The sequence below is a fragment of the Burkholderia sp. 22PA0106 genome (genome assembly GCF_047497155.1).
Taxonomy (GTDB): domain Bacteria; phylum Pseudomonadota; class Gammaproteobacteria; order Burkholderiales; family Burkholderiaceae; genus Burkholderia.
The window spans coordinates 1,514,009-1,539,657 of the sequence record NZ_CP163162.1 but is presented as its reverse complement, the minus strand read 5'-3'; the positions used below and the strand labels follow the sequence as shown (position 1 = coordinate 1,539,657).

Annotated in this window: 12 protein-coding genes; 3 read left to right on the top strand and 9 right to left on the bottom strand. The window is 72.4% G+C overall.

Going from position 1 to position 25,649, the window contains the following annotated elements; all coding sequences use genetic code 11:
- Nucleotides 1–36: 36 nt before the first annotated feature.
- A complete protein-coding gene (locus tag AB4850_RS06675; protein ID WP_414441817.1) occupies nucleotides 37–186 on the top strand; it encodes a hypothetical protein in 150 nt (49 codons plus the stop codon).
- Here the strand turns inward: AB4850_RS06675 and fhuB are convergent.
- The 9 genes from fhuB to AB4850_RS06630 all read right to left on the bottom strand — a co-directional run bounded on the left by fhuB (nucleotide 173) and on the right by AB4850_RS06630 (nucleotide 23,319).
- Nucleotides 173–2,200 carry a Fe(3+)-hydroxamate ABC transporter permease FhuB gene (gene fhuB / locus AB4850_RS06670; protein WP_414441816.1) on the bottom strand — a complete coding sequence of 676 codons (2,028 nt, stop codon included), beginning with the start codon at nucleotides 2,198–2,200 and terminating at the stop codon, nucleotides 173–175. The two genes, AB4850_RS06675 and fhuB, sit on opposite strands and share 14 nt — an antisense overlap.
- Nucleotides 2,190–3,188, bottom strand: coding sequence for an iron-siderophore ABC transporter substrate-binding protein (locus AB4850_RS06665; RefSeq protein WP_414441815.1), 999 nt, complete (start codon nucleotides 3,186–3,188; stop codon nucleotides 2,190–2,192). The genes fhuB and AB4850_RS06665 overlap by 11 nt, the downstream gene beginning before the upstream one ends.
- Nucleotides 3,185–3,979, bottom strand: a complete 795-nt coding sequence (locus AB4850_RS06660) for an ABC transporter ATP-binding protein (protein WP_414441814.1) — start codon at nucleotides 3,977–3,979, stop codon at nucleotides 3,185–3,187. Before AB4850_RS06660 ends, AB4850_RS06665 begins: the two co-directional genes overlap by 4 nt.
- Nucleotides 3,980–4,044: 65 nt before the next feature.
- The gene (locus tag AB4850_RS06655) at nucleotides 4,045–9,960 is read right to left on the bottom strand and encodes an amino acid adenylation domain-containing protein (RefSeq protein ID WP_414441813.1); all 5,916 of its coding nucleotides are present in this window, start codon (nucleotides 9,958–9,960) and stop codon (nucleotides 4,045–4,047) included.
- A gap of 98 nt (nucleotides 9,961–10,058) precedes the next feature.
- Nucleotides 10,059–20,972 (bottom strand): amino acid adenylation domain-containing protein, encoded by a 10,914-nt coding sequence (locus AB4850_RS06650; protein ID WP_414441812.1) that lies wholly within the window; start codon nucleotides 20,970–20,972, stop codon nucleotides 10,059–10,061.
- Between the two features lies 1 nt (nucleotide 20,973).
- Nucleotides 20,974–21,189 (bottom strand): hypothetical protein, encoded by a 216-nt coding sequence (locus tag AB4850_RS06645; protein ID WP_414441811.1) that lies wholly within the window; start codon nucleotides 21,187–21,189, stop codon nucleotides 20,974–20,976.
- A 103-nt stretch (nucleotides 21,190–21,292) separates the two neighbouring features.
- Nucleotides 21,293–22,285, bottom strand: a complete 993-nt coding sequence (locus AB4850_RS06640; protein WP_414441810.1) for a TauD/TfdA family dioxygenase — start codon at nucleotides 22,283–22,285, stop codon at nucleotides 21,293–21,295.
- Nucleotides 22,282–23,091, bottom strand: coding sequence for a thioesterase II family protein (locus tag AB4850_RS06635; protein WP_414441809.1), 810 nt, complete (start codon nucleotides 23,089–23,091; stop codon nucleotides 22,282–22,284). Before AB4850_RS06635 ends, AB4850_RS06640 begins: the two co-directional genes overlap by 4 nt.
- A gap of 3 nt (nucleotides 23,092–23,094) precedes the next feature.
- Nucleotides 23,095–23,319 (bottom strand): MbtH family protein, encoded by a 225-nt coding sequence (locus tag AB4850_RS06630; RefSeq protein ID WP_414441808.1) that lies wholly within the window; start codon nucleotides 23,317–23,319, stop codon nucleotides 23,095–23,097.
- 477 nt (nucleotides 23,320–23,796) lie between these two features.
- Between AB4850_RS06630 and AB4850_RS06625 the strand changes: the two genes are divergently transcribed.
- Together AB4850_RS06625 and AB4850_RS06620 are read left to right on the top strand one after the other, a co-directional pair.
- On the top strand, nucleotides 23,797–24,651 hold the full coding sequence (locus AB4850_RS06625) for a 4'-phosphopantetheinyl transferase family protein (RefSeq protein WP_414441807.1): 855 nt from the start codon (nucleotides 23,797–23,799) through the stop codon (nucleotides 24,649–24,651).
- A gap of 212 nt (nucleotides 24,652–24,863) precedes the next feature.
- A complete protein-coding gene (locus AB4850_RS06620) occupies nucleotides 24,864–25,616 on the top strand; it encodes a hypothetical protein (RefSeq protein ID WP_414441806.1) in 753 nt (250 codons plus the stop codon).
- Nucleotides 25,617–25,649 lie beyond the last annotated feature (33 nt).

Here is a 25,649-nt window from a genome sequence, read left to right as displayed (position 1 = left end):
TGGCGTGCCGATGACAGCCGTTCGCAATTGCATCGCATGACGAAGCAATTGAAAAAATCGCCTGACCGTCAGGATGCCGAAGCAGTGGAAATGCGCGGAGAAATCGATACGAAAAGAACCGTCGAGGCGGCGCCGGCGGCCGCCTCGACGGCCCGCCAGCGCCCTGCCCGCCTCAGGTCGAGGTGACGGTCTTGCGCAGCATCAGCGCGATCAGGTAAGGCCCGCCGATCAGCGTGGCGACCAGGCCCGAGGCCACCTCCTCCGGGAACACCAGTTGCCGGCCGAGCCACTCGGCGAACGTCATCAGCAACGCGCCGATCATCGCCGCAACCAGGATTTGCGAGGCGGGCCGCCGCGCGCCGGAGAAGCGCGCGATATGCGGCGCGATCAGGCCGACGAACGACAGCGGGCCGACCAGCAGCGTCGAGGCGGCCGTCAGCACCGACGCCAGCAGCAACACCGCGAACCGCGCACGCCCTACCGGCACGCCGAGGCCGCCGGCCACGCCCGCGCCGAGCCCGAGCATCTCGATCCAGCGGCTCAACAGCGGCGCGAGGGCCAGGCCGAGCAGCGCGATCACGGCCGCCGCGTAGGCGATCGGCGGCTGCACGTAATAGGTCGAGCCGACGATGAAGTTCAGCAGCAGCCCGACCCGCGCGTCGCCGCTCGACATCATCGCGCCGACCACCGCCTGCAACAGCGCGCTGATCGCCACGCCGATCAGCAGCAGCCGCTCGGGCGCGAACGCCACCCGCGAGCCGAGCCACATCAGCACGGTGAGCGTCACCACCACGCCCGCCAGGCAACTGAGGAACAGCACGCCCGGCCCCGGCGCGACGCCCGCGAACAAGGCCACCACGATGCCGAGCATGCCGCCCGCGCTGACGCCGAGCAGGTCGGGGCTGGCCATCGGGTTCGCGGTGATGCGCTGGATCAGCGTGCCGCCGATCGCCAGCAGCACGCCGGCCGCGGCGGCGGCCACCGTGTGCGGCAGGCGCCAGAACATGATGGCGCGGATCTGCGCGAGATCGCCGAAGCGCCAGCCGTGCAGCGTGCGCGTCACGCAGAAGCTCAACGCGATCACGGCCAGCAGCGCCAGCAGCGCCACCGGCAGCCGGCGCGACAGGCGGCCCGGCAGCGCGGCGGCCACCCCGGCCGCGTGCAAGTCCGGCTGGGCGCGCAGGCGCGGCAGCAACAGCAGCAGCAACGGCACCCCCACCAGCGAGGTGACGGTGCCGGTGGGCAGCAGATGCGCCGAGAACAGCTCGGCCGACGACACCACCCGCACCAGTTCGTCGGTCAGCCACAGCAGCGCGGCGCCGAGCAGCGGCGCCCAGATCAGCCGCTGGCCGAGGCGGCGCGCGCCGGCCAGCCGCGCCAGCGTGGGCGCGGCCAGGCCGACGAAGCCGATCACCCCGACCGTCGACACCACGGCGGCGGTCAGCACCACGGCCACCATCAGCGCCACCACGCGCGTGCGATGCAGGCCCACGCCGAGGCTGCGCACGGTCGAATCGCCGGCATCGAACACGCCGAGCGGCCGGCGCAGCAGCACCGTGACGATCGCGCAGCCGAGCACCGCCAGCCCGAGCATGCGGCTGTCGTGCCAGCCTGTCTGGTCGAGCGCCCCGCCGCCCCAGATCATCAGGCCGCGCAGCAGTTCGAAATGCGCCATCGACAGCGCCAGGCTGATCGCGCCGCAATACAGGTTGACGATCATGCCCGACAGCACCACCGCGAGCGGCGCCATCCGCTGCCGCGCCGACAGCGCGAACACCACCAGGATCGCGAGCGTGCCGCCGGCCAGCGCCACCAGCGGCCGGCCGAGCACCAGCCACGACGGCGCCCACAGGTCCGCCACGATCAGCGCGAGATAGGCGCCGGGGAACACGCCGAGCGTCATCGGCTCGGCCAGCGGGTTGCGCAGCACCTGCTGCGCGAGCGTGCCGGCCAAGGCCAGCCCGCCGCCGCACAGCAGGCACATCGCGATGCGCGGCAGCATGCTGTCGCGCACCAGGATCTCGCGCAGGTTGTCGCGGTCGGGCGCGAACAGCGCCTGCCAGAACGACGCGCCGTCGAGTTCGGCGCGAATGCCGTGCACGGCAAGCACCAGGGATACCGCGACCAGCAGCCCGATCACCCACCAACGGGCATCGCGCGACGCGTCCTGACGCGGCAAGGCCATGAGATTACGCAACACCGCCGCCTCCTGCGTCGATCGTCGTCAGGGCTGCATCGACGGCATGCGCGAAGCGCTGCATCGATACCAGCCCGCCATAAGGGGCGATCACGGGCAAGGCCGCGACGCGCCGTTCGCGCACCGCCGGCAGCGCCTGCCAGATCGCATTGCCGGCCAGACCTTCGCGCTGCCCCGGCTTGAGCCCGCCCACCAGCAGCACGCTCGCGTCGGGCACCGAGGCCAGCCGCTGCAGCGGCACCAGCGAATAGCCGGTCTGGGTCGGCCACACCGGGCCGCCGTCGCGCGGATGCGCGGCGTTGCGCACGCCGAGCGTCGCCAGCATCTCGTCGAACAGGCTGCCGCGCCCGTACACACGCAGGTGCCGGTCGTCCGCCAGATCGGCGACGACCAGCGGATGCCGGCGCAACGCCGGCCGCGCGGCCAGTTGCGCGTGCACCGATTCGGCGGTGCGCGCGGCCTCGTCGATCAGCGCCTGCGCTTGCGGCGCGCGGCCCACGCGGGCGGCAAGCTTGCCGGTTTCGTCGCAGAGGTCGTGGTAAGGCTGCGCGCTCGTCATGTACTGGCTCAGTACGATGGTCGGCGCGATCCGTTGCAGCGTGCGGATCGCCGGCGCGTGGCCCGGCGTGATCACCAGCAGGTCGGGCTTCAGCGCGAGCAGCACCTCGAAGTTCGGCTGGTACAGCAGGCCGATGTCGGCCACGCCCTGCGGCAGCGGCGGCTCGACGATCGCATTGCGATACCAGTCGGGCAGGCTGACGCCGATCGGCGTCACGCCGAGCGCGAGCAGCGTTTCGGTCAGCTCCCAGTTCATCGTGGCAACGCGGGTGGGCACGGCGGCCGGGGTGTCGGATGAAGCGGCGGACGCGCCGGCTGACGAAGCGCTCGCAGCCGCCCGCGCCGCGCCGGACCACGCCAACGCGCCGGCCAGCCCGAGCGCGCCGCCGCGCGCCAGCCAGCGGCGGCGGGATTCGTGCAACGGCCGGCTCATCGCGGGTATCCGATGCGGTGGCCGGCCACGGGATCGACCATCACGCCCATCGGCACGCCGTAGATGGCGGCCAGGCTGTCTTCGCGCATGATCTCGTCGGGACCGGCCTGCATCAACACGCGGCCGCCGCGCAGCGAAACGAGCTGGCTGCAGAAGCGCGTGGCCATGTTGACGTCGTGCAGCACCACCACGGCGGTCATGCCGCGCGCGTCGCACAACGTGCGGATCAGTTGCAGCACTTCGAGCTGGTGGCCGATGTCGAGCGCCGAGGTGGGCTCGTCGAGCAGCACGCAGCGGCTGTCCTGCGCGATCAGCATGGCCAGCCAGACGCGCTGGCGCTCGCCGCCCGACAGGCTGTCCACCGGGCGATCCGCGTAATGGGCGACATCGGTCGACACCATCGCGTTCTCGACATGCTCGTGATCCTCGCGCGAGAAGCGGCCGAGCGCGCCGTGCCACGGGTAGCGGCCCAGCGCGACCAGTTCGCGCACCAGCAGGCCGTCGGTTTGCGGCGTGTATTGCGGCAGGTGCGCGACCTGCTGCGCGAAGCGGCGATGCGCCCAGCTGTCGAGCGGCGCGCCGCCGAACTCGATGCGGCCGCGCGTCGGCGCATGCAGGCGCGCCAGCAGGCGCATCAGCGAAGTCTTGCCCGAGCCGTTGTGGCCGATCAGGCCGACCACCTGGCCGGCGGGGATGTCGAGCGTAATGTCCTGCAACAGCGTCTTGTCGCCGATCGCGAAATCGACGCCGGACAGGCGGTAGAGCGGCGTAGCGCCGGCGGGTGTGGTCACGGCTTCAGTTCCATCGTCAGCATCGTGTTGCGGGGAGACGGCGGGCCAGGCCCGCCGGGGCGTCATTATCCGTTAGTTCCGGCGCCGGGCGCAGCAGCGCGGCCGGCATCCTGCCCGTGCGCGGCGGACAGCGCACGCAGGCGGCGCGCCACCTCGTCGTGCACGGCCGGATGCAGCACGATGCCGGTGTGCGTGGCCTCGGCCTCGATCACCGTGGTGACCGCGCTCGTATAGGACGACCAGTCGCGCTCGCGGCCGGTGGCCGTGTCGCGCGCGGCGTGCCAGTACGTGAGCGGCACGTCGATGCGCGGCAGCGCGTGCGCGACGCGCAGCCGGTAATGCAGCGCGTCGATTTCGGCCGCGCGCGCGAACAGCGGACGCAGCGCCGCGCCATCGGGCTGCGCGTCGAGCCAGCCCGGCAGCAGCGCGAGCGCATCGGCGCCGGCCACCTCGGCCTCGGCCGACGGCTCGCCCGCCTCGTTCGGGCCATGCGCGGCGGTCGAGACCGCCGTATCGAGCAGACCGAGGAAATCCACCGCGTGACCGAGCGCGCGCAGGCGGGCCGCCACCGCGAACGCGATGCGCCCGCCGAACGACCAGCCGAGCAAGCGGTACGGGCCGGCCGGCTGCATGGCGACGATCTCGCGCGTGCAGGCAGCGGCCAGCGCCTCGAAGCTGTCGGCCCAGTCGGACGGCTGCGAGGCCGGGAACGCGAAGCCCGGCGCGCGCAACGCCACCACCGAGGCCACGCCTTGCAGCGCGGCGGCGAGGTAGCGGTATTCGCCGGTCAGGCCGAAGCCCGGGTAGCAGCAGAACAGCGTGACGGGCGCACGGGCCGCGTTGAGCGGTTGCCGCAGCGGATCGGCGGCCGGCATCAGGCGCGCCTCGGTGTAGAAGCGCTCGCGCCATAACGCGAACGCGGCGTCGGCGGCCGGGTTCGCGGTGGCGACCGGCGCGGGCGTGGCACCGCCGGGCAGGCCGCCGAAGCGAGCCGGTACGTCGGCCACGTTCGTTGCGTTCGTTGCGTTTGCTGCGTTCGATTTTTCCGGCGCGGACGCGGCGGCTTGCGCCAGCGCACGCACCTGCGTATCGAACACGGCGACCAGCCGGGCGAGCCTCACCTCGTCGACCGAGCCCGCCGCCGCGCTCCAGTCGACCTTGAGGCAGCCGTCCGCGATCAGGCCGTTCAGGTCGAGCCAATGGTGCGCCGCGCCGGCCGGCGAGCGGCCGAGCGTGCCGTCGCCGCTATCCTCGCTCGCGAACGTGAAGCGGCCCGCGCCGAGCCGCTCCTCGAAGCGGCCCAGGTAATTGAAGCCGACCGTGGTGGCCGGCAGCGCGTCCAGCGCGTCGCGCGACGAGGCCAGCCCCAGGTAGCGAAACAGGTTGTAGTGCAGCCCGTCGGCCGGCAGTGCGGCGCGCGCGGCGGCAATCGCGCGGCGCGCGGCTTCGGCGTCGCGTCCGGCCGCCACGCGCAGCGGATACTGCGTCGTGAACCAGCCGACCGTGCGGCTCAGGTCCACGCCGGGCATCTGCTCGCCGCGGCCGTGGCCCTCCAGCTCGACGATCACCGGCACCTCGGGCAGCACCTCGGCGCAGGCCTGCGCGAGCGCGGCCAGCAGCACGTCGTCGATGCGCCAGCCCGCGCCGCTCAGGCGCGCGGTGGCGTCGGCGTCGAGCGACCAGGCCAGGTGGCGCTGGCCGCCTTCGGCGCGCGGCGCGGCGTCGGCCGCCGTGCCCAGTTGTGCTTGCCACCACGCGATCTCGCCGAGCCATTCGGGTTGCGAGGCGTAGGCGGCCAGCCGTTGCGACCAGTCGCGCCAGCCGGTGGCGGGTGGCGCCAGCGCGGGTGCGGCGTCGCCGGCGCGCGCCAGGTCGTAGGCCTTGAGCAGATCGTCGAGCAGGATTCGCCACGACACGCCGTCCATCACGATGTGGTGCGCGACGATCAGCAGCCGCGCGCCGTCCGGCGTCGCGAACGCAGCCGCACGCAGCAGCGGGCCGTGCGCCAGATCGAGGCTGCCGTGCAGGCGATCGGCGTGGGCGGCCAACGCGGCGCGCCAGTCGTTGGTGTGGGTCGGCTGGGGCGCTTCGGTCGCTTCTGCCGCTTCTGCCGCTTCTGCCGCTTCTGCCGCTTCTGCCGCTTCTGCCGCCTCGGTCGCCTCGGTCGCCTCGGTCGCCTCGGTCGCTTCGGTCGCTTCGGTCGCTTCGGTCGCTTCGGTCGCTTCGGTCGCTTCGGTCGCTTCGGTCGCTTCGGTCGCTTCGGTCGCTTCGGTCGCCTCAATCGCTTCGGTCGCACACAGATCGATCGCCTCGAACGCAGCCTCGGCCAGATCAGCCGTGGCCGGCACGATGGTCTGCGTCCAGCGCCCGGTGGCCCGATCGTGCGCGAAACGCGCGCGCAGCGCATCGTGCGCGCCGAGCACGGCCGCGAGCGCCACGCGCAACGCGTCGGCATCGAGCGCATCGGCGGCGCGCAGCAGCACCGACTGATTCCAGCGCGACGGCGCATCGGGGAACTGCTCGAAGAACCAGCCCTGCATCGGCACGAGCGGCGCATCGAGCGGCCCGGACGCTTCCAACACGGCCTCGCCCGCCTGCGCATCGGCGCGCTGCGCCACGCGCGCGAGTTCGCGCACGGTCGGATGCTCGAACACCTGCCGCGCGCTGACGATCCAGCCCGCCGCGCGCGCCTGTGCGATCACGCGCAGGCTCGAAATCGAATCGCCGCCGAGCGCGAAGAACGCATCGGTCACGCCGAAATCGGTGCGGCCCAGCACCGTCTGCCACACCGCCAGCAGCGTGGTTTCGAGCGCGCCCGCCGGTTCGACCGCACCGGTATCGACATGCTCGTCCGGCTCGGGCAGCGCACGGCGGTCGAGCTTGCCGTTGTGCAGCGTCGGCAGCGCGGCCAGCGCCACGCACACCGACGGCACGTGCGAGGCCGGCAGCGTGGCGGCCAGCGCGTCGCGCACCGCATCGGGGGCGGCCTCGCCGGTGTAATACGCCACCAGCCGCTTGCGTTCGCCCTCGCCGCGCAGTTCCACCACGCCTTCGCGCACGCCGGCCGCGCGACGCAGCGCCGCCTCGATTTCGCCGAGTTCGATGCGGTGGCCGCGCAGCTTGATCTGCTGATCGAGCCGGCCCAGGAAATCGATGGTGCCGTCCGGGCGGGCACGGCACAGGTCGCCGCTGCGGTACACGCGCGAGCCGGGCTCGCCGGTGGGATCGGGCACGAAGCGCTCGGCCGTCAGCGCGGCGCGGCCCAGGTAGCCGTGGGCCAGCGTCGGGCCGCCGATGCACAGCTCGCCGAGCGCGCCGTCGGGCGCGCGGTTGCCGTCGAGATCGGCCACGTAGGCATGTCGCGACGGGTAGCAGCGGCCGATCGCGACGATCGCGCTGGCCGCATCGGCCGGCGTGACCGGATGATGCAGCACGGCTACCGTGGTTTCGGTCGGCCCGTACAGGTTGTCGATCGCGACGTGCGCGAGCGGGCCGTCGAGCCAGCGCGCCAGCGCGTCGCCGGGCAGGCCCTCGCCGCCCACGGTGATCTGCCGCAGCGACAGGTCCTGCGCGGCCGGCAGCGCGATCCGCCATTGCTGCCAGAGCGCGGTGGGAATCCGCGCGAACGTCACGCGCTCGTCGATCAGCGTGCGGTTCAGCGTCTCCAGTTCCCAGGCGCGCGGGCCGCGCATCGCCACGCGGCCGCCCGCGATCAGCGCCGGCAGCAGTTCGTGCAGCGCTACGTCGAAATTGATGGTGGACGATTGCAGCACCGTGTCGGTCTCGGCGATCCGGTGGTCGTGCAGAAAATCGTCGAGATGCAGCGCCAGCGCACCGTGCGAGATGGCCACGCCCTTCGGCGTGCCGGTCGAACCGGACGTGTAGATCACGTAGGCCAGGGCCTCGGGATACAGCGGCGCGGTGGTGGCCGCGTTGGCCGCGTTGACCGTGTTGACCGTGTTGACCGCATTGGCCGCGTTGACCGCACTGCCCACATCGGCGACGTTGCCAACAGCCACCGAATCCCCCCCCTCACCGACGCTCGATCCCCCCTCGCGCAGCGCTCCCGCGTCGAGCGCACGCAGCGGCCCGAGCAACCCGGCCCATTGCGCGCGCGTGCCCGCGTCGACGATCACGTGCCTCACGCCGGCATCGGCGATCATCGCGCGCAGTCGCGCCTCGGGGTAATCGGGATCGAGCGGCACGAACGCACCGCCGCCGTGCCAGACGCCGAGCAGCGCGGCCGGTAGCGCCAGCGAGCGGTTCAGCAGCAGGCCGACGCGCTCGCCGGCCGCCAGGCCGCCGGCGCGCAAGGCCGAGCCGATCCGCGTGGCCCAGCCATCGAGCGCGGCGTAGTCGAGCGATTCGCCCTCGCAGCGCAACGCGATGCGCGCCGGGCACTGCGCCGCGCGCGCGGCGATGCGCAGATGCGCGGGTAAAAACGGGCCGCGTGCGATGTCCGCATGCGCAGCATGGCGCGCGGGCGGCGCGGCCAGATCGGCCACGCGCCGCGACGGATCGGCGGCGATCTGCGCGAGCAGCGCCGCGTAATCGTCGAGGAAACGCGCCACGGTGGGCGCCACGAAGCGGTCGCGCGCATAGGTCAGCGCCAGTTCGAACGTGCCGCCCGCGCCGCGGTCGCGGCCGTTCAGCGCCAGATCGAAACGCGCGGTGCGCGCCACGTCGGCCACGGGCTCGGCCACCAGCCCGTCGGGCAGCGCAGCCGCGCCGCGCGGGCGGTCGACGGCCAGATCGAACATCACCTGAAACAGCGGCGAACTGTCGAGATCGCGCTCGACGGCCAGCGCCTCCACCAGTTGCGCGAGCGGCACATCGCGGTGCGCCTGCGCATCGAGCACGCGCGCATGCGTCTCGCGCAGCAGCGCCGCGAACGGCTGCGCGCCATCCAGATCGGTGCGCACGATCAGCGTATTGACGAAGAAGCCGACCAGCGCCTCGGTTTCGCGGCGCTCGCGCCCGGCCGACGGCACGCCGGTCACCACGGTGCGCTGCGCCGCATAGCGGCCGAGCAGCACGCCATAGGCGGCCAACAGCAACGTAAACGGCGTGGTGCCGTGCTCGCGCGCGATCGCGCGCAGCCGGTCGGCCAGCGGCGCATCCACACCACGGCGCACCGTGCCGCCCTCGTGCGAGCGCTGCGGGCGCGGCGGCAGATCGCGCGGCAGCGTGATCGCGCCGGGCGCGCCGTCGAGCGTCGCGCGCCAATGCGCGACCTGCCGCGCCAGTTCGTCGGGGGCCTGCCATTCGCGCCGCCACATCGCCACGTCGGCGAACTGCACGGGCAGCGGCGCGAGCGCGTCGCCGCGATAGAGCGCGAGCAGATCGCGGAACAGCAGATCCATCGACCACGCATCGCCCACGATGTGATGAACCACGAACTGCAACACACGCGTGTCGGGACCGACGTCGAACAGGCCGACGCGCAACGGCGCGCCACCGGTCAGATCGAACGGCGCGCAGGCGAAGCCGTGCACGGCGGCGGCCAGCGCCTCGGGATCGGGGCCGATCGTTTGCGCGTGAAAACCGTAGGCCGCGCGCGCCGCGTCGTCGGGCGTCGCGCCCTGCGGCGGCAGATCGGCCAACGAAACCGGGTATTGCACGGGCACGCCGTCGTGGGCCTCGAAGCGCAGCCGCAGCGCTTCATGGCGCACCACCAGCGCATGCAGCGCGCGATGCAGCGCCGCCGTATCGAGAGGGCCGCGCAAGCGCAGCGTCTGCGTCAGGTGATACCCCGCGTTGGCGGGATCGAGGCACCACAGGAACCACAGCCGCTCCTGCGCCGGCAGCAGCGGGAAGCGCGCCGGGCGCGGCGCGAGCGGCACGGCCGGCAGCGCCGAGGTGTCGATGCCGCCGGTGCGCGCGCGGGCGCGGAACAGCGCGCGCTTGTCCTCGGGGAGCGCCGCGTATTGCATCGCGAGCCGCAGCGCGTCGGGGCGCGCCGAGAGTGTGTTGTCCGTCACGTCGTTCGTTTCCAGTCTGTCGGCCGCCGCCCCGGCACGGAGCGGCGGACCGGGGGCGCGCGGCGGCACATCCGTCCGCCGCCGCGCGCCGCGAAGGTTTACAGCGAGTCGAGCAGGCCCTGCATGGCGTCGAACGAGGAGCCGTCCGCGCTGCCCGGTTCCCCGGCCGCACCTTGGCCCGCGTCGGCGTCGAGCCACGCGGCCAGATCGGCCACGCGCGGATGCGCGAACAGTTGCGCCAGCCCGATCTGACGGCCGAGCCGTTCGCCGAGCCGCGCCGCCACGCGCACCGCCGCCAGCGAATGGCCGCCGAGTGCGAAGAAGTCGTCGTCGATACCCACCCGTTCGACGCCGAGCACGTCGGCCCACACCTCGCACACCAGCGCCTGCATCGGCGTGGCCGGCGCGACGTAGCGCTCGTCGTCGTGCGCGGCCACCTCGGGCAGCGCGTTGCGGTTCAGCTTGCCGTTCGACGTCAGCGGCAGCGCGGTCAGCGCCACGATCTGCGCGGGAACCTGCTGCATCGGCAGTTGCTCGGCGAGCCGCGCGCGCAGGCCGGCTGCATCGGCGGCATCGGCGATGCCCGTGACATAGGCCACCAGACGCCGCGCACTGCCCTCGCCGACGATCCGGCACGCCGCGCCGGTCACGCCGTCGAATGCGCGCAGCGCCGCCTCGGTCGCGCCGAGTTCGATGCGGAAGCCGCGCAGCTTGACCTGCTGATCGGCACGGCCCAGGTAGTCGAGGCGGCCGTCGCGGCGCACCCGGCACAGGTCGCCGGTGCGATAGAGCCGCGCGCCGGGTGCGCCGTGCGGATCGGGGATGAAGCGCTCGGCGCTCATGCCCGGCCGGTTCAGGTAGCCGCGCGCGAGGTTCGCCCCGCCGATGCACAGCTCGCCGACGCCGTTGTCCGGCACCGGCTGGCCGCTCGCGTCGAGCACCTGGAGCGTGGTGTGTTCGAGCGGCGCGCCGAGCGTGATCGCCGCGCCGGCCTCGAGCCGCGCCGCGCTCGACCAGATGGTCGTCTCGGTCGGGCCGTACAGGTTCCAGAGCGCCACGCCGCGCGCCTGCAACGCCTCGGCCAGATCGGGCGGCAGCGCCTCGCCGCCACACAGCGCCGTGAAGCGCCGGCCCGGCGAAGCGCCCTGCCAGCCGCCGTCGAGCAGCACGCGCCAGCCCATCGGCGTGGCCTGCATGACGGTCGCGGCGCTGGCATCGGCCAGCGCCGCGAGCCGCACGCCGTCCACCACCGTCTCGCGGGTCGCCAGCGCGATCGTCGAGCCGGCCGCGAGCGGCAGGTACAGCTCCAGCGCCGCGATATCGAACGACAGCGTGGTGACGGCCAGCCAGACATCGTCGGGCGTCAAGGCGAGACGCGTCTGGAAGCTGTCGAGGAAGCGCGCCAGCGCGCCATGCGTCACGCCCACGCCCTTCGGCCGGCCGGTCGAGCCGGAGGTGTAGATCACGTAGGCCAGTTGATCGGGCGCGACTGCCGGCAACGGCATCGCTTCATCGGCAGAAGCCGACGCCGACGCCGACGCGATATCCACGTAACGATGCGCGCCGCCGATCGCGTCGAGCCGCTCGCGACCCGCCGCATCGGTCAGCGTGCAGGCCAGCGCGGCATCGTCGATCATCCCGGCCAGATGCGCGTCGGGATAGGCGGGATCGAGCGGCACATAGGCCGCGCCCGCCTTCATCGCCGCCAGCACGGCCACCAGCATGTCGGGCGAACGCGCCGTGCACACGCCGACCAGCGCCTCGCGGCCGATGCCGTCGGCCAGCAGCCGTTGCGCGAGCCGCGTGGCGCGCGCATCGAGCGCCCGGTAATCGAGCGCGGCGCCGTCGCAGCGCACCGCGATCGCCTCGGGCGAGCGGCGCGCCTGCGCGGCGATCCGCTCGTGCGTGGCGACGAACGGCTGCGCCTCGAACGCGCCACGGCTCGCCACCGGCCGCGCGGCCAGCGCGAGATCGCGCAGGCGCAGGACGGCCGGAGCGTCCGCCGTGCCCGTGCCCGCACCCGCGATCTGCACCAGCAGCGCGCGATAGTCGTCGAGCAGACGCGCCACCGTGTCGCGATCGAACAGATCGGTCGCATAGCCGAACGACAGCCCGATCCGCTCGCCCACCGACACGCCGAGCGTCAGATCGAACTGCGCCGCCGTGCGCGCCGCGCCGAACGGGCTCAGACGCAACGCGCCGGCCACGCGGCGTTCGGTGTCGCCCTGCCGCACGTCGTAGTTGAACATCGCCTGGAACAGCGGCGTGTGGCTCGCCACGCGCACCGGCTGCAAGGCGTCGACGATTCGCGCGAACGGCACGTCCTGGTTGGCCTGCGCATCGAGCACGCGGCGGCGCACCTGCGCGAGCAGCGCGTCGAACGGCAGCGCGCCCGACAGGTCGGCGCGAATCACCGCCGTATTGACGAAGAAGCCGATCAGCGGCTCGATCTCGATGCGTTCTCGCCCGCCCAGCGGAATCCCGATGCGGATGTCGTCCTGCCCGCCGTAGCGGTGCAGCAGCGCATGGAACGCCGCCAGCAGCGTCATGAACAGCGTCGCGTCGTGACGGCGCGCCCAGGTCTGCAGCGCATCGGCCAGCGGACGATCGAGTTCGAGGCCGACCTGCGCGCCATGACCGTCGCGTCGCGCCGGACGCGGCCGGTCGGCCGGCAGTTCGAGCACCGGCTGCTCGCGGCCGAGCGTGTCGCGCCAGTAATCGAGCTGCGCGTCGAGCGCGGCGGCGTCGAGCGATTCGTGCTGCCAGACGGCGTAATCGACGTACTGCACCGGCAACTCGGGCGCGTAGGCCGTGGCCTCGCCGCGCAGCGCCGCCTCGTAGGCAACCGCCAGTTCGTCGATCAGCAGGTTCATCGACCAGCCGTCGGTGGCGATGTGGTGCAGCGTCAACTGGAACACATGCGCGTCGTCGCCCACCCGGGCGAGCCGCGCGCGCAGCAGCGGGCCGCGCGCCAGATCGAACGGCTCGGCGCCGCCCTCGCGCAGCCAGGCCGTGCAGGCCGACGCGTTCTGCCCATCGGCCGAGTCGAACGACGCTTGCGTCCAACCGGCGCGCAGGCTGTCGTCCACCACCAGCCACGGCGCGCCGTCGCGTTCGTCGAAGCGCGCGTGCAGCATGTCGTGGCGCGCCACCACGGCGTCGAGCGCGGCGCGCAGCAGCGTGGCGTCGAGCGCGCCGTCGATCCGCACCGCGAGCGACAGGTGATAGGCCGGGTTGTCCGGTGCCAGACGCCACAGGAACCAGAGCCGGGCCTGGCCGTGGGTGGGCGGCGCCTCGCGGCGGCCGGTGCGGCGCACCGGCGGCAGCACGCGCGCGGCCGGCGTGCCCGGCGCGGCCCCGGCTTCGAGCCAGGCGGCCAGCGCGGCCAGTTCGGGATGATCGAACAGCGCGCGCAGCGGCACGTCGCGGCCGAGCGCGCGTTGCAGGCGCGAGGCCACTTGCAGCGCCAGCAGCGAATGGCCGCCGAGCGCGAAGAAATCGTCGCGTGCGCCCACCCGTTCGATGCCGAGCACGGCCTGCCAGATCTCGGCGACGGTCGCTTCCAGCGGCGTGGCCGGCGCGACGTAGCCGGCGCTTTCGGCATCGAGCGCGGGCAGCGCGCGGCGGTCGAGCTTGCCGTTCGGCAGCGTCGGCAGCGCGTCGAGCAAGCCGATCGCGGCGGGCACGAGATAGGCCGGCAGCGTTGCGGCCAGCGCCTCGCGCAATCCGGCCGGATCGGGCGGCACACCGCTCGCGCCGGGCGCGGCCACCACATAGGCGACCAGGCGGCGCGCATCATGCTCGCCCTGCACCGTCGCCAGCGCCTCGGCCACGCCGGGCTGCGCCGCGAGCGCCGCCTCGATCTCGCCGAGTTCGATGCGGAAGCCGCGCAGCTTGACCTGCGCGTCGAGCCGGCCGACATAGGCCACGCCGCCATCGGGCAGCCAGCGGCACAGGTCGCCGGTGCGATAGAGCCGCGCGCCGGGTGCGCCGGACGGATCGGGCACGAAGCGCTCGGCCGTCTGGTCCGGTCGGCCCAGATAACCGCGCGCCAGCGTCGCGCCGCCGATGCACAGCTCGCCGGTGCCGAGCGGCGGCACCGGCTGGCCGTCGCGATCGAGAATGCGGTACGTGCGCGACGCCGACGGCCCGCCGATCGGCGCGGCGGCGCAGGCCGCCTGTGCGGCGTCCACCGCCTGCACCGACGAGGTCACGGCGATCTCGGTCGGCCCGTAGGTATTGAGCAGCGGCACGCCGGCCAGCGGCCCCGCGAACCACTGCGCGACGGCGCTGCCCGGCAGCGCCTCGCCGCCGATCATCATGCGGCGCAGCGCGAGCTTGGCTTGCGGGCGCGCCTGACGCGCCCACTGACGCCAATAGCCGGTCGGCAGATAGGCGAAGCTGATCGCCCGTTCGGCCAGCACGCGGTCGAATTCGTCGGCCGTCCACAACGCCGGGCCGCGCATCTCGATCGAAGCGCCCAGCGACAGCGGCGCGAAGATCTGCTCGACCGACGCGTCGAAGTTGACGGTAGAGAACTGCAGCACGCGGTCGTCGGCGCGCAGGCCGTGATCGGCGATGAAATCGTCGAGGTGGCGGCTCAGTGCGCCGTGTGTCAAGGCCACGCCCTTCGGCCGACCGGTCGAGCCGGACGTGTAGATCACGTAGGCGAGCTGATCGGGATGCGGCGCGGCAAAGCGCGGCGCGAGAGGGGCGGAACGATCGGCTGCATCGGTCGTATCGGCTGCATCGGTCGTATCGGCTGCGTCGGCTGCTTCGGTCGTATCGCTCACCACGGTGCCAATCGCGTCGGCCACGTCGAGCGTCACGCAACCCGCCGCACCGATCCAGTCGCCATGCGCGGCGGCGCTGGCCGCATCGGTCAGCACGATCGCGATGCCGGCGTCCGCGCACATGTCGCGCAAGCGCTCGCGCGGATAGCCCGGGTCGAGGGGCACATACGCACCACCGGCCTTCAGCACGCCGAGCAGCGCGGCGATCAGTTGCGGCGCGCGCTCGATGCACACGCCCACACGCGCTTCGGCGCGCACGCCGAGCGCGGCGAGCCGCGCCGCGATGCGGGCGGCAGCATGGGCCAGTTCGCCATAACTGAGCACGGCCTCGCCGCAGCGCACGGCCGGCGCATCGGGGGCGGCCTGCGCGGCGGCCTCGAAGCGCGCCACGGCCGGGCGGTACGGATGCGCGGCGTCGGGCGCGGATGCCGCGCCCGTCACGCCGGCGGGGCCGTCGATGCGCAGCTCGGCCAGCGTCGACGCTTCAGGCCGCGCCAGTTGCGCGAGCACCGCCACGTAGGCAGCCGACAGCGCGTCGACGGTCGCGCCGTCGAGCCGCGCGCCGTCCCAGCTCCATTCGAGGCCGATCCGCTCGCCCGGCAGCACGCCGAGCGTCAGCGGATAGTGGGTGCGCTCGAACGACACCGAGGCATCGACCACCAGCCCGGCCGACCCGTCCTTCAGCGACGGATCGATCGGATAGTTCTCGAACACCAGCAGCGAATCGAACAGCTCGCCGAAGCCCGCACCGGCCCATTGGCGAACCGAGGTCAGCGGCGTGTGCTCGACCTGACGCAATTCGACGTTCAGATGCTGGAGCGCGAGCAGCCAGCCATCGAGCGGCGCATCGGCGGGCACGTCCACCCACAGCGGCAGGCTGTTGATGAACACGCCCTGGATCGCACCCGCGCCGGCCAGGTCGGACGGACGGCCCGACACGGTCACGCCGAACGCGGCCTGACGGCGCCCGCCATGACGCGCCAGCACCAGCGCCCACGCAGCCTGGATCAGCGTGTTCAGCGTGACGCCACGGCGACGCGCCGCTTCCGCCAGCGCGGCGGACGCCTGCGCGTCGAGCGTGGCGACGCGCTGGCCCCAGCCCGACGCATCGCCCGCGGCCTGCCCGCGCACGGCGGCCGGCCGGGCCGGCACGCTGTCGAGCAGCAACGCCGGTCGATCGACGCGCGCCAGTTGCGCCTGCCACCAATCGGCCGGCTCGGGCTGGCGCGCCAGCCAGTCGGCATAGGCCGCGAACGGCACCACCGGCTCCAGCTCGGGCGCAACGCCCCGGCAGGCGGCCGCGTAGCTGCGCGTCAGTTCGCCGAGCAGTTGCGACTGGCTCCAGCCGTCCGACAGCGCGTGATGGTTGAACCAGGCCAGATCGTGCTTGCCGTCGGGCCGCAGGAACAGCGAAACGTGCATCAGCGGCGCGGCATCGAGATCGATGCGCTTGGGCGCTTCCTCATCGAACCAGCGCGCGAACGCCGCTTCGTAATCGCCGCGCGCGCGCCAGTCGTGCACCTCGAACGGCAGCGGCACGTCGGCCAGCACCGCTTGCAGCATCGCCCCGCCGTGCCCGCGCACGAAGCGCGTGCGCAGCACCGGATGACGCGCGATCACGGTCTGCCAGGCGCTGCGCATCGCTGCGACATCCACCTCGCCCGACAGCGTCAGCCGCTTGCGGTTCAAGTACGCGCCCTGCTCCAGCAGACTGTGGAACAGCAGGCCCTGTTGCAGCGGCGTGGCCGGATACAGATCGTCGAGCGCGGTATCGGCCACGCCGAGCGCGTCGAAGCCGGCCTCGTCCAGCCCGGCGCGCGGGAAATCGGCGGCGGTCGCGCGCGGCGCGGCGTGCTCGCAATGCGCCACCAGCCGTGCGACCTCGCGGCCGAACGCGGCCACCAGCGCATGCTGGCGCTCGGGCGACACCACGGCCGGATCGAAGCGCCACGTGAACGACAGACGCCCCGCCACGATCAACCCGTTCAACTCGACCGGATAGACAAGCGCCTCGCCGAGCGGCTGGGTGCTGCCGGCCTTCTCGGTGGCGAAGCCGAACGGGCCGTCCTCGGCGAGGCTGCCGTCGAACTGGCCCAGATAGTTGAAGCTGATGCGCGGCGCGGGCAGCGCGGCCAGCGCGCCCTGCACGGCCGGCTCGCCATAGCTGCGCAGCCAGCCCCACGACGCGCCGCCATCGGGCAGCGCGCGCAGACGCGATTTGGTGCCGATCAGCAGCGCGGCGTCGTCGGCCGGCGCGGGCAGCCAGGCCGGGAAGCGCGTGGTGAACCAGCCCACGGTGCGGCTCGGATCGAGCTCGTCGCGCGCCGCGCCGGGCATCCGGTCGTACAGGTCGCGGCCATGCCCTTCGAGCGCGAGCAGCGCGCCGCCGCCGCCGAACAGGGCCGCCACCGCGCGAGACAGCGCGGCCAGCAGCAGCTCGTCGATGCCGAGGCGGTACGCGCGCGGCGCGGCGCGGCGCAGCGCGTCGGTGTCGTCGCGGCCGAGCTTCCAGTCGATCGCGTCGCTGGTCGCCACGGTGCCGCGCGGTGCGTCGAGCGGCGCGACGGCCTCGGCCAGCGCGGCCTGCCAGGCCGGCCACGCCGCCGCGAGCCGCGCGGGCGTGGCCGCCTCTCGCTGGGCCTGCGCCCAGACGCTCCACGGCAGCGCCGCATCGAGTGCAATCGTGCGGCCCTCGACGGCCGCCGCATAGGCGGCCGCGAGATCGGCCAGCAGGATTCGCCACGACACGCCATCGACAGCCAGATGGTGAATCACCAGCAGCAAGCGGCCGTCGGGCGTGCCGTCGTCCAGATCGGGGGTGCGGAACGCGATGGCGTTGACGAGGCGGCCCACGGCCGGATCGAGCGCACGCTGCGCGTCCTCGGCGCGCGGTTCCAGCGCGGCCGGCCAGCGTTCGCCGGCCTCGCGCAGATCGACCGAGGCCACCGTCACGGCGGGCGCGTCGGCCAGCACGCGTTGCGTCCAGCCTTCGGCGCCGCGCTCGAACACGAGCCGCAGCGCATCGTGCCGCGCGATCGTCGCGCCGAGCGCCCGCTCGAACGCGGGCAGATCGAGCGCACCGCGCACGCGCAGCAGCACCGACTGGTTCCAATGCGGCTCGCCTTGCGGATAGCGCGTGTAGAACCACGACTGGATCGGCGTCAACGGCAGCGCTTCGTGCAGTTCGGCAGTATCGGCGGCCGCATCGAGCCGTCGCATCGCGGCCGCGAGCCGCGCCACGGTCGGTTGCTCGAACACCTGGCGCGGGCTCAACAACCAGCCCTGCGCCCGCGCCCGGGCAATCAATTGCAGGCTCAGGATCGAATCGCCGCCCGAGGCGAAGAAATCATCCTCGATGCCGAGATCGTCGCGGTTCAGCACCGCGCGCCAGCAATCGAGCAGCATGCGTTCGGCCTCGTTGCGCGGTTCGGCCAGCGCGCCGCGCGCGCCGTCGGCCGCACCCACCTCGACGGCCGGCAATGCGGCGCGGTCCACCTTGCCGTTCTGCATCAGCGGCAGCTTCGCGAGCACGGCGATGGCGGCCGGCACCATGTGCGCGGGCAATTGCTGGGCGAGCGCACGTTGCAGTTCAGCGCCGTCGAGCGCCGCGCCTTCGGCCCCGACCACATAGCCGATCAGGCGCGCCACGCCGCGTTCGGTGGCCAGCACCACCACCGCTTCGGTCACGCGCGGCAGGCGCCGCAGCGCCGCCTCGATCTCGCCCGGCTCGATGCGGAAGCCGCGCAGCTTGATCTGCTGGTCGAGACGGCCGAGGAAGTCGATCGCGCCGTCGGCGCGGCGGCGGCACAGGTCGCCGGTGCGATAGAGCCGCGCGCCCGGGCCGCCGAGCGGGTCGGGCACGAAGCGCTCGGCCGTCTGCCCCGGCCGGTCCAGATAGCCGCGCGCCAGCGTGTGGCCACCGATGCACAACTCGCCGAGCGCGCCGACCGGCGCCTCGTTGCCGTCGCGGTCCAGCACGCGCGCGGTGCGCGACGCATACGGCACCCCGATCGAGACGATCGATTGCGCCGCGTCGTCGGGCGTGGTCGCGCGAACCATGCAGGCCACCGTGGTTTCGGTCGGCCCATACAGGTTCGCCAGGCCGATCCGCCCGAGCGGGCCGCGCTGCCATTGCGCGAGCGCATCGCCGGGCAGGCCCTCGCCGCCCACCGTGATCTGGCGCAGCGCGGCCAGCGATTCGGGCGGCGGCGGCGTGCGCAGCCACTGCTGCCAGTAGGCGGTCGGCAGGCGCGAGAACGTCACGCGCGCATCGATCAGGTGGCGGCTGGTGGTGTCGATATCCCACGCCTCGGGGCCGCGCATCTCGATCCTGCCGCCCTGCAACAGCGCCGGCAGCATCTCGTGCAGCGCCACGTCGAAATTGATCGTCGACGATTGCAATTGCGTGTCGTCGGGGCCGATGCGGTGCGCGGCGATGAAATCGTCGAGGTGGGCCGCGAACGCGCCGTGCGAGATCGCCACGCCCTTCGGGCGGCCCGTCGAACCGGACGTGTAGATCACGTAGGCCAGTTGATCCGGGTGCGGGGCCGGCGTTTCCGGCAGGTCTTGCGCATCCTGCACGCCATCCGCCAGCGCGCCCACGTCGATCGCCACGCGCGCATCGAACAGCGCGCCGCAACGGGCCTGCGCATCGGCGTCGGTCAGCACCACGCGCACGCCGGCATCGTCCATCATCATCGCGAGCCGTTCGGCCGGATAGGCCGGATCGAGCGGCACGAACGCGCCCGGCGAGCGCAGCGTGCCGAGCAGCGCGGCGACCATGCCGACCGAGCGCGTCATGCAGATGCCCACGCGCTCGTCGTGGCCAATGCCGGCCGCCGTCAATGCCCGCGCGATGCGCGCGGCGTGGCGGTCGAGTTCCGCGTAGGTGGCGCGCTGGCCTTCGCAATGCACGGCGAGCGAGGCCGCATGGGCCGCGGCGCTGGCCGCGAAACGCGCGGGCACCGGGCGGTACGGCTTGACGGGTGCCCGCGCGGCATCGGGCGCGGGCGCGCCGAGCGCGGCCAGCGGCGCCTGCGGCGCGGCCAGCGCGCCGCCGAGCAGCGCCACGTAGTGATCGAGCATGGCCTCCATGGTGGCCCGCTCGAACACGTCCTCGGCATAGGTCAGTGCCACCTCGAAGCCGCCCGCGCGCTCGCGCGCGTCGAGCACCAAGTCGAAGCGGGCTGTCTGCGTGTCGATCTCGTGGTTCGACACGTCCAGCCCCGGCAGGCGGATCGTGCCGCCGTCCTCGCCCAGATAATTGAACATCGCCTGGAACAGCGGCGTGTGGCCAAAGCTGCGCTGCGGCTGCAACGCGTCCACCAGCCGCGTGAACGGCAGGTCCGCATGCGCATGGGCTTCGAGCACGCGCTCGCGCACCTGGTCGAGCAGCGCGGCGAAGCTCGGCGCGCGGTCGAGTTCCGCGCGAATCACCAGCGTGTTGACGAAGAAACCGATGGTGTTCGCCACTTCGGGCCGGTCGCGGCCGGCCACCGGCACGCCCACGCGAATGTCGCGCTGGCCGCTGTAGCGCGCCAGCAGCAGGTCGTAGGCCGCCAGCAGCGTCATGAACGGCGTCGCGCCGGCCGCGTTCGAGACGCGCATCAGCGCCTCGCGCACGGCTTCCGGCAGCACCCGCACGATCCGCGCGCCCGCGCCGCTGCGCAGGCCGGCGCGGATGCGCGATTTCGGCAGTTCCAGCACCGGATGATCGTGGCCGAGCCGCTCGCGCCAATAGTCGAGCTGGCGCGCGAGCGCGCCGTCGTCGAGCCATTCGCGCTGCCATTGCGCGTAGTCGCCGTATTGCACCGGGGTGGCGGCGGGCGCACCCGTCGCGCCGTCGAGGCAGGGCCGGTAGGCGGCCGCGACCTCGCCGACGAACACGCCGATCGACAGCCCGTCCGACACGATGTGATGCAGCGCCACGTGCAGCATGTGATCATCGGGGCCGAGCGCGATCAGCGCCACGCGCAGCAGCGGGCCGCGCTCCAGATCGAACGGCGCGGCCGAGCGGGCGGCCAGCAGCGCGTCGAGTGCGTCGGAGGCAGCGTCGAGCGTTTCCCAACCGTATTCGCCGGGGCCGGCGCTCTGGAACGGCACGCCATCCACTTCCTGGAAGCGCTGGCGCAGGCTTTCGTGCGCCGCCACCACGCGATCGAGCGCGGCGCGCAGCGCGCCCGCATCGAGCCGGCCGCGCAGGCGCACCGCGCCGGTCACGTTATAGGCCGCGCTGTCGGGATCGAGACGCCACAGGAACCACCAGCCGCTCCTGCGCGTACGACAGCGGGAAACGCCGCTCGTCGCCGGGAAACGGCACGATCGGCAGGCGGGCGGCGTCGATGCCGCGCTCGCGCAAGCGGCCGCGAAACACCGCGCGCTTGTCCGGCGGGAGGGCCACATAGGCCGTCGAAATCGACAGCAGATCGTTCGACACTTCGCTCACGGATTGACTCTTCAGGTTCGTTTTCGGAACGGCCGACGGCCGCGCGGCAAGCCTGCCGGCGGCCCTAGCCGGTACGCGAGGCGCTGCGGCGGCGCTATCGCGTCATGGCGACCAGCACGCGGCGCTTGCCCGCGAACGGCGCACGGCCATGCGACATCAGCAGGTTGTCGAGCAGCAGCACATCGCCCGCCTGCCACGGGAACGACAGCATCGTGTCGCGATAGACGCCGCGCACCTCGTCGAGGATCGCGTCGTCGATCGGCGTGCCGTCGCCGAAATAGGTGTTGCGCGGCAGGCGGTCCGGCTCGACGACTTCGAGCATCGCCTCGCGCACGCCTTCCGGCAGGTTGGTCACATGGAACAGGTGGGCCTGGTTGAACCAGACCGTCTCGCCGGTCGCCGGATGCACGAGCTCCGACTGGCAGATCTGCCGCGTGCGCAACTCCTCGCCGTCGTCGAGCCATTCGTAGGCGATCCGGTTGGCGTCGCAATAGCGTTCGACCTCGGCCCGCGCCTCGGTGCCGAACACCTGCTGCCACGGCAGATCGAGGCCATTGCCGTAATTGCGCACGTACATCACGCCGTGCTCGGCGAAGCGCGCGCGCAGCGCCGGATCGAGCCGCGCATGCACCAGCCGGCTGTCCGCCACCGGCGTGGCGCCGCCTTCCTCGGCCGCGATCTCGCAATAGAAGCCGATCGAGCCGGGCCACTTGAGCGTGTACGACTGCTCGTTGTGCTGGTCGATCCACTGGCTGGCCGGGTATTCGGTCGACGAGAACACGCCCTTGTCGACGCGGCTGCGCGGCGTCGAGCCGAATTCGTATTCGCGGATCGGCTCGCCGAAGCGGCCCGTGAAGGCCTCGAAGCCGGCCGCGCCGAGCGGCGCGAAGCCGCGCACCAGCACGCCGCCGTAGCGCGGCTTTTCGAGCGCGACCCGCGCGGCGACCGCGTCGGCCACCGCACCGTCGAGCGCGGGCGGTGCGGCATGCGCCGCGGCGCCACCGGCCGGCTCGATCGCCAGCACGCGCGTGCCGTTCTGTTCGAGTTCGCGGGTATCGAGCGCCAGCGCGGGGCGCGTCGTCGTCATTGCGTCCATCCTGCCTCCGTCGGCAAGACGGCAGCCGGGGCCGGCGTCGCCAGGGCGCGGGCGAGCGATTCGGCCACGCGCGCGAGCACCGGTTCCGGCTGCGTCTCGAGATAGAAATGACCGCCGGCGAACGCATGGAACGTGCATTCGCCGAGGGTCGTGTCGCGCCATGGCGCGAGCTTGTCGGGATCGGCCGTGGCCGCGTCGTCGCGGCCGGTGAATACCGTCACCGGGCAATCGAGCGGCTCGCGCCGCGGTTCGGCCGGGAACACGGTCGGGTAGATGCCGCACAGATGGAAATCCGCGCGGAAGGTGGGCATCAGCATGTCGATGAAATCGCGGTCGCGCAGCAGGATCTCCGGCGTGCCGCCGAGCGAGCGCAGCTTGTCGACCAGTTGCGCGTGCGTGCAATCGAGCCAGTGCGTTTCGACCTTGCGGCACGGCGGCGCGGCCGACGCCGACGCGCCGAACCAGACCGGCTCGCCCGCATCGCGCGCCCGCAGCCGGTGGATCAGTTCATGGGCGACCAGCGAGCCCATGCTGTGGCCGAACAACGCGAAGGCGCGCTCGCGGTCGCGGCGCGCCAGCAGCTCGGCGCACATCGCATCGAGCAGCGCCGGCCATTCGGCCAGCGGCGCGAGCGCGCGGCGCGTGCCGTGGCCCGGCAGATCGAGCGCGACCACCTCGACGCCATGCGGCAGCGCCTGCTGCCAGCGCCGATACAGCGAGGCCGCCCCGCCCGCATGGGCGAAACAGAACAACTGCACGGGCGGCAGCGCCGCCGGTGCGACAGCGTTCACCGGCATCGATCAGTCCGCCGCGCGGCCTGCGTCGGCTTCCATCGCGCGGCGCAGGCTCAGCGGGCGCATGTCGGTCCAGACCGTGTTGATCCAGTCCAGGCACTCGGCCTTCTTGCCGGACTTGCCGGCCTGGCGCCAACCCGCCGGGATGTCCTTGAATTCCGGCCAGATCGAGTACTGTTCTTCGTGGTTGACGACCACTTGATAGGTCGTGTCTTCATCGCCCCAGCTCATCGCTTGCTCCGTTCGACCGGCTTGCCGGCCAGTGAAAAATTGAATAAACGAATCTCATTTACACCTCTCGGCGTCACGCGGCCCTTGCGTGCTGCGGGTCGAGCGCGGCGTCGGACCTGAGCCCGGCGCCCTGCTTCTCACTCCGCAAATGAGAATCATTGGCATTTGGTTGCGTACTCTGACGGGCGGGCTTCGCCTTGTCAAGTGACTTTGCGAGACGCCGGGCGAGTTTTCGCCACCCGTGTCGATCCGGCATCGATCCCGTATCGGCAGCCCGATTTGGCATGTCGATTTCGCTTACATTCTGCAAATGAGAACCATTTGCATTAATCCGGAAATTATCGGAACATAGCGCCACTTCGAATCACAACCAGAGAGAGCTGGAACGATCATGCATGCCGAGAACCTGCCGCATGCCGCCGTGCGATCGTCGATCCCGAGGGCCGACTACGCTGCTTGCCGGCGGGAGCGACACGCATGAGCGCCAACGCACACGAACCCCGCGGCCTGGCCGCCACGGGCGATGCCGCGCCCGCCTCCGCCGACCTGATCCACGCCGAGCGCAGCATCGAACTCGCCCCCGGGCTGAGCTTCAGCACGCACCCGCTGGCCGAGCAGCCGCCGTTCTGCGATACCCCGCTTCGCGACGATGCGCTGCGCCTCTGGCTGCTGCGCCCCGAGTGGCAACTGCTGTCGCGCGAGGATGCGTTCGCGCGGCTCTCGCCGCATGAACGCAAGCGCGCCAAGTGCTTTCCGCAGCCGGGCATCGGCAAGCGCTTCGCGGTGGGCCGCGCGGTATTGCGCGGCATTCTCGGCGGCATGCTCGCGGTGCCGCCGAAGTCGCTGGAAATCATCGATCACGAAAGCGGCCGGGTGACGTTGAACCTGTCGGATGCGAACCGGCCGATCGATATCGCCGTGGCCTACGCGGGCATCTGGATTCTGATCGGGATCGGCGCGCAGCCGCTCGGGCTGGCCACCGCGTTCTCGACCGGCGACGTGGTGGACGACGACGATCGGCATCGCGTGCGCCTCGCCAGCGTGGCCGCCGCGGCCGGCACGCCGTCCGCCGCCGGGTATCTGTGCCAGTCGACCGACACGCACGCGCATCGCGTGCACACCCACGACGCCGGCACCTGGCGCGTGATCGATCTGCCGATGCCGGGGCGCCAGTGCATCGCCGCCGTCGCCGCGCGCGAAATTCGCGACGTGCAGGCGAGCGGCTGGAACAGTTCGGTCAAGCTGCCCGCGCCGCCTCGCGGCAACCCGCCGCGCGGCCGCCGCAACGACGCGCCGGCCGGTGTCGCGGCGGGGATGACGCACACCGGTTGACCGTCGTTCGGTCCACGCTTCGGCTTTCTTTCGGCCAGTTCGCGCCGCACGTTCACAAGCTTGCCGTTCGTCATGACGCGCCGCGCACGGCGCGGCGTTGCCACCGTTCGACCGCGTCGATATATTACGCACGGCGCCTGCCATCCAGGCCATGCCATGCAAGCGGGCCATCCGCCCTGCCGGCTCCAATCCGACAATCCGACGGTGGATCGATGACCTCACGCAAGAATCGCCTTCTGGTTTATCTGCTCGCCGCCGTGCTCGGCGTGGTCGCGGTGCGCGTGGTCCAGCACCTTCGCGGCGCGCCGGACGGCAGTACGCCGCCCGTCTCGACAAGCAGCCAACAGGAAGACGAAGACGACGACAACCCGTTCGCCGAGAACGTGCCGGCGCACGCGGCCTACGAGCGCTTCATGGAAAAGCTCGACGACAACGCGAAATTCCAGGCGCTGCTGGCCGGCGACAAGCAGGCCGACGGCTATGAAAAGGGCTTCGGTCTCGCGCAGGACGGCCTGCCGCGCCTGCCCGACGCGCAGCTCGAACGGCGGCTCGCGCTGATGGCGAAGCTGGTGGCGGGCATGCCCGATCACGACTGCCAGACCTTGTCGAGGCCGGTCGTCAAGCCGGACGACAAGGAACGCATGTTCAACGATGCGATCGCGCGCCTGAACGAAGCCGACGCGAACGCCTGGTTCGACATCTCGCAGGCCTCGGTGCAGGCCGTGCTCGACAACACGCCCGCGCTCGCCCCCAACGCCGCGGCCGTGACCACCGCGCTCGAGCGGATCATGCAGCCGCTGCCGGCCGCCGAGCGCAAGACCTTCCTCGACGCCACGCGCGCCCCGGCCGCCGCCACGCCGGCCGACACCTGCCTGGCGATGCGCACGCTGTACCGCAATGCGGTGACGCTCGACGAACCCTACAAGGCCGCGATTGCGCGCGGCTTGGTGGTGCAGGCGAAGTAAGGTACGCGCGGCGGACGTCGCGCTTTTTTTCGC

Excerpts from the sequence above, each read along its gene's own strand:
- AB4850_RS06675 (WP_414441817.1), top strand. The coding sequence starts at position 37 with ATGACGAAGCAATTGAAAAAATCGCCTGACCGTCAGGATGCCGAAGCA.
- AB4850_RS06665 (WP_414441815.1), bottom strand. The coding sequence starts at position 3,188 with ATGAGCCGGCCGTTGCACGAATCCCGCCGCCGCTGGCTGGCGCGCGGC.
- AB4850_RS06640 (WP_414441810.1), bottom strand. The coding sequence starts at position 22,285 with ATGACGACGACGCGCCCCGCGCTGGCGCTCGATACCCGCGAACTCGAA.
- AB4850_RS06635 (WP_414441809.1), bottom strand. The coding sequence starts at position 23,091 with ATGCCGGTGAACGCTGTCGCACCGGCGGCGCTGCCGCCCGTGCAGTTG.
- AB4850_RS06630 (WP_414441808.1), bottom strand. The coding sequence starts at position 23,319 with ATGAGCTGGGGCGATGAAGACACGACCTATCAAGTGGTCGTCAACCAC.
- AB4850_RS06625 (WP_414441807.1), top strand. The coding sequence starts at position 23,797 with ATGAGCGCCAACGCACACGAACCCCGCGGCCTGGCCGCCACGGGCGAT.
- AB4850_RS06620 (WP_414441806.1), top strand. The coding sequence starts at position 24,864 with ATGACCTCACGCAAGAATCGCCTTCTGGTTTATCTGCTCGCCGCCGTG.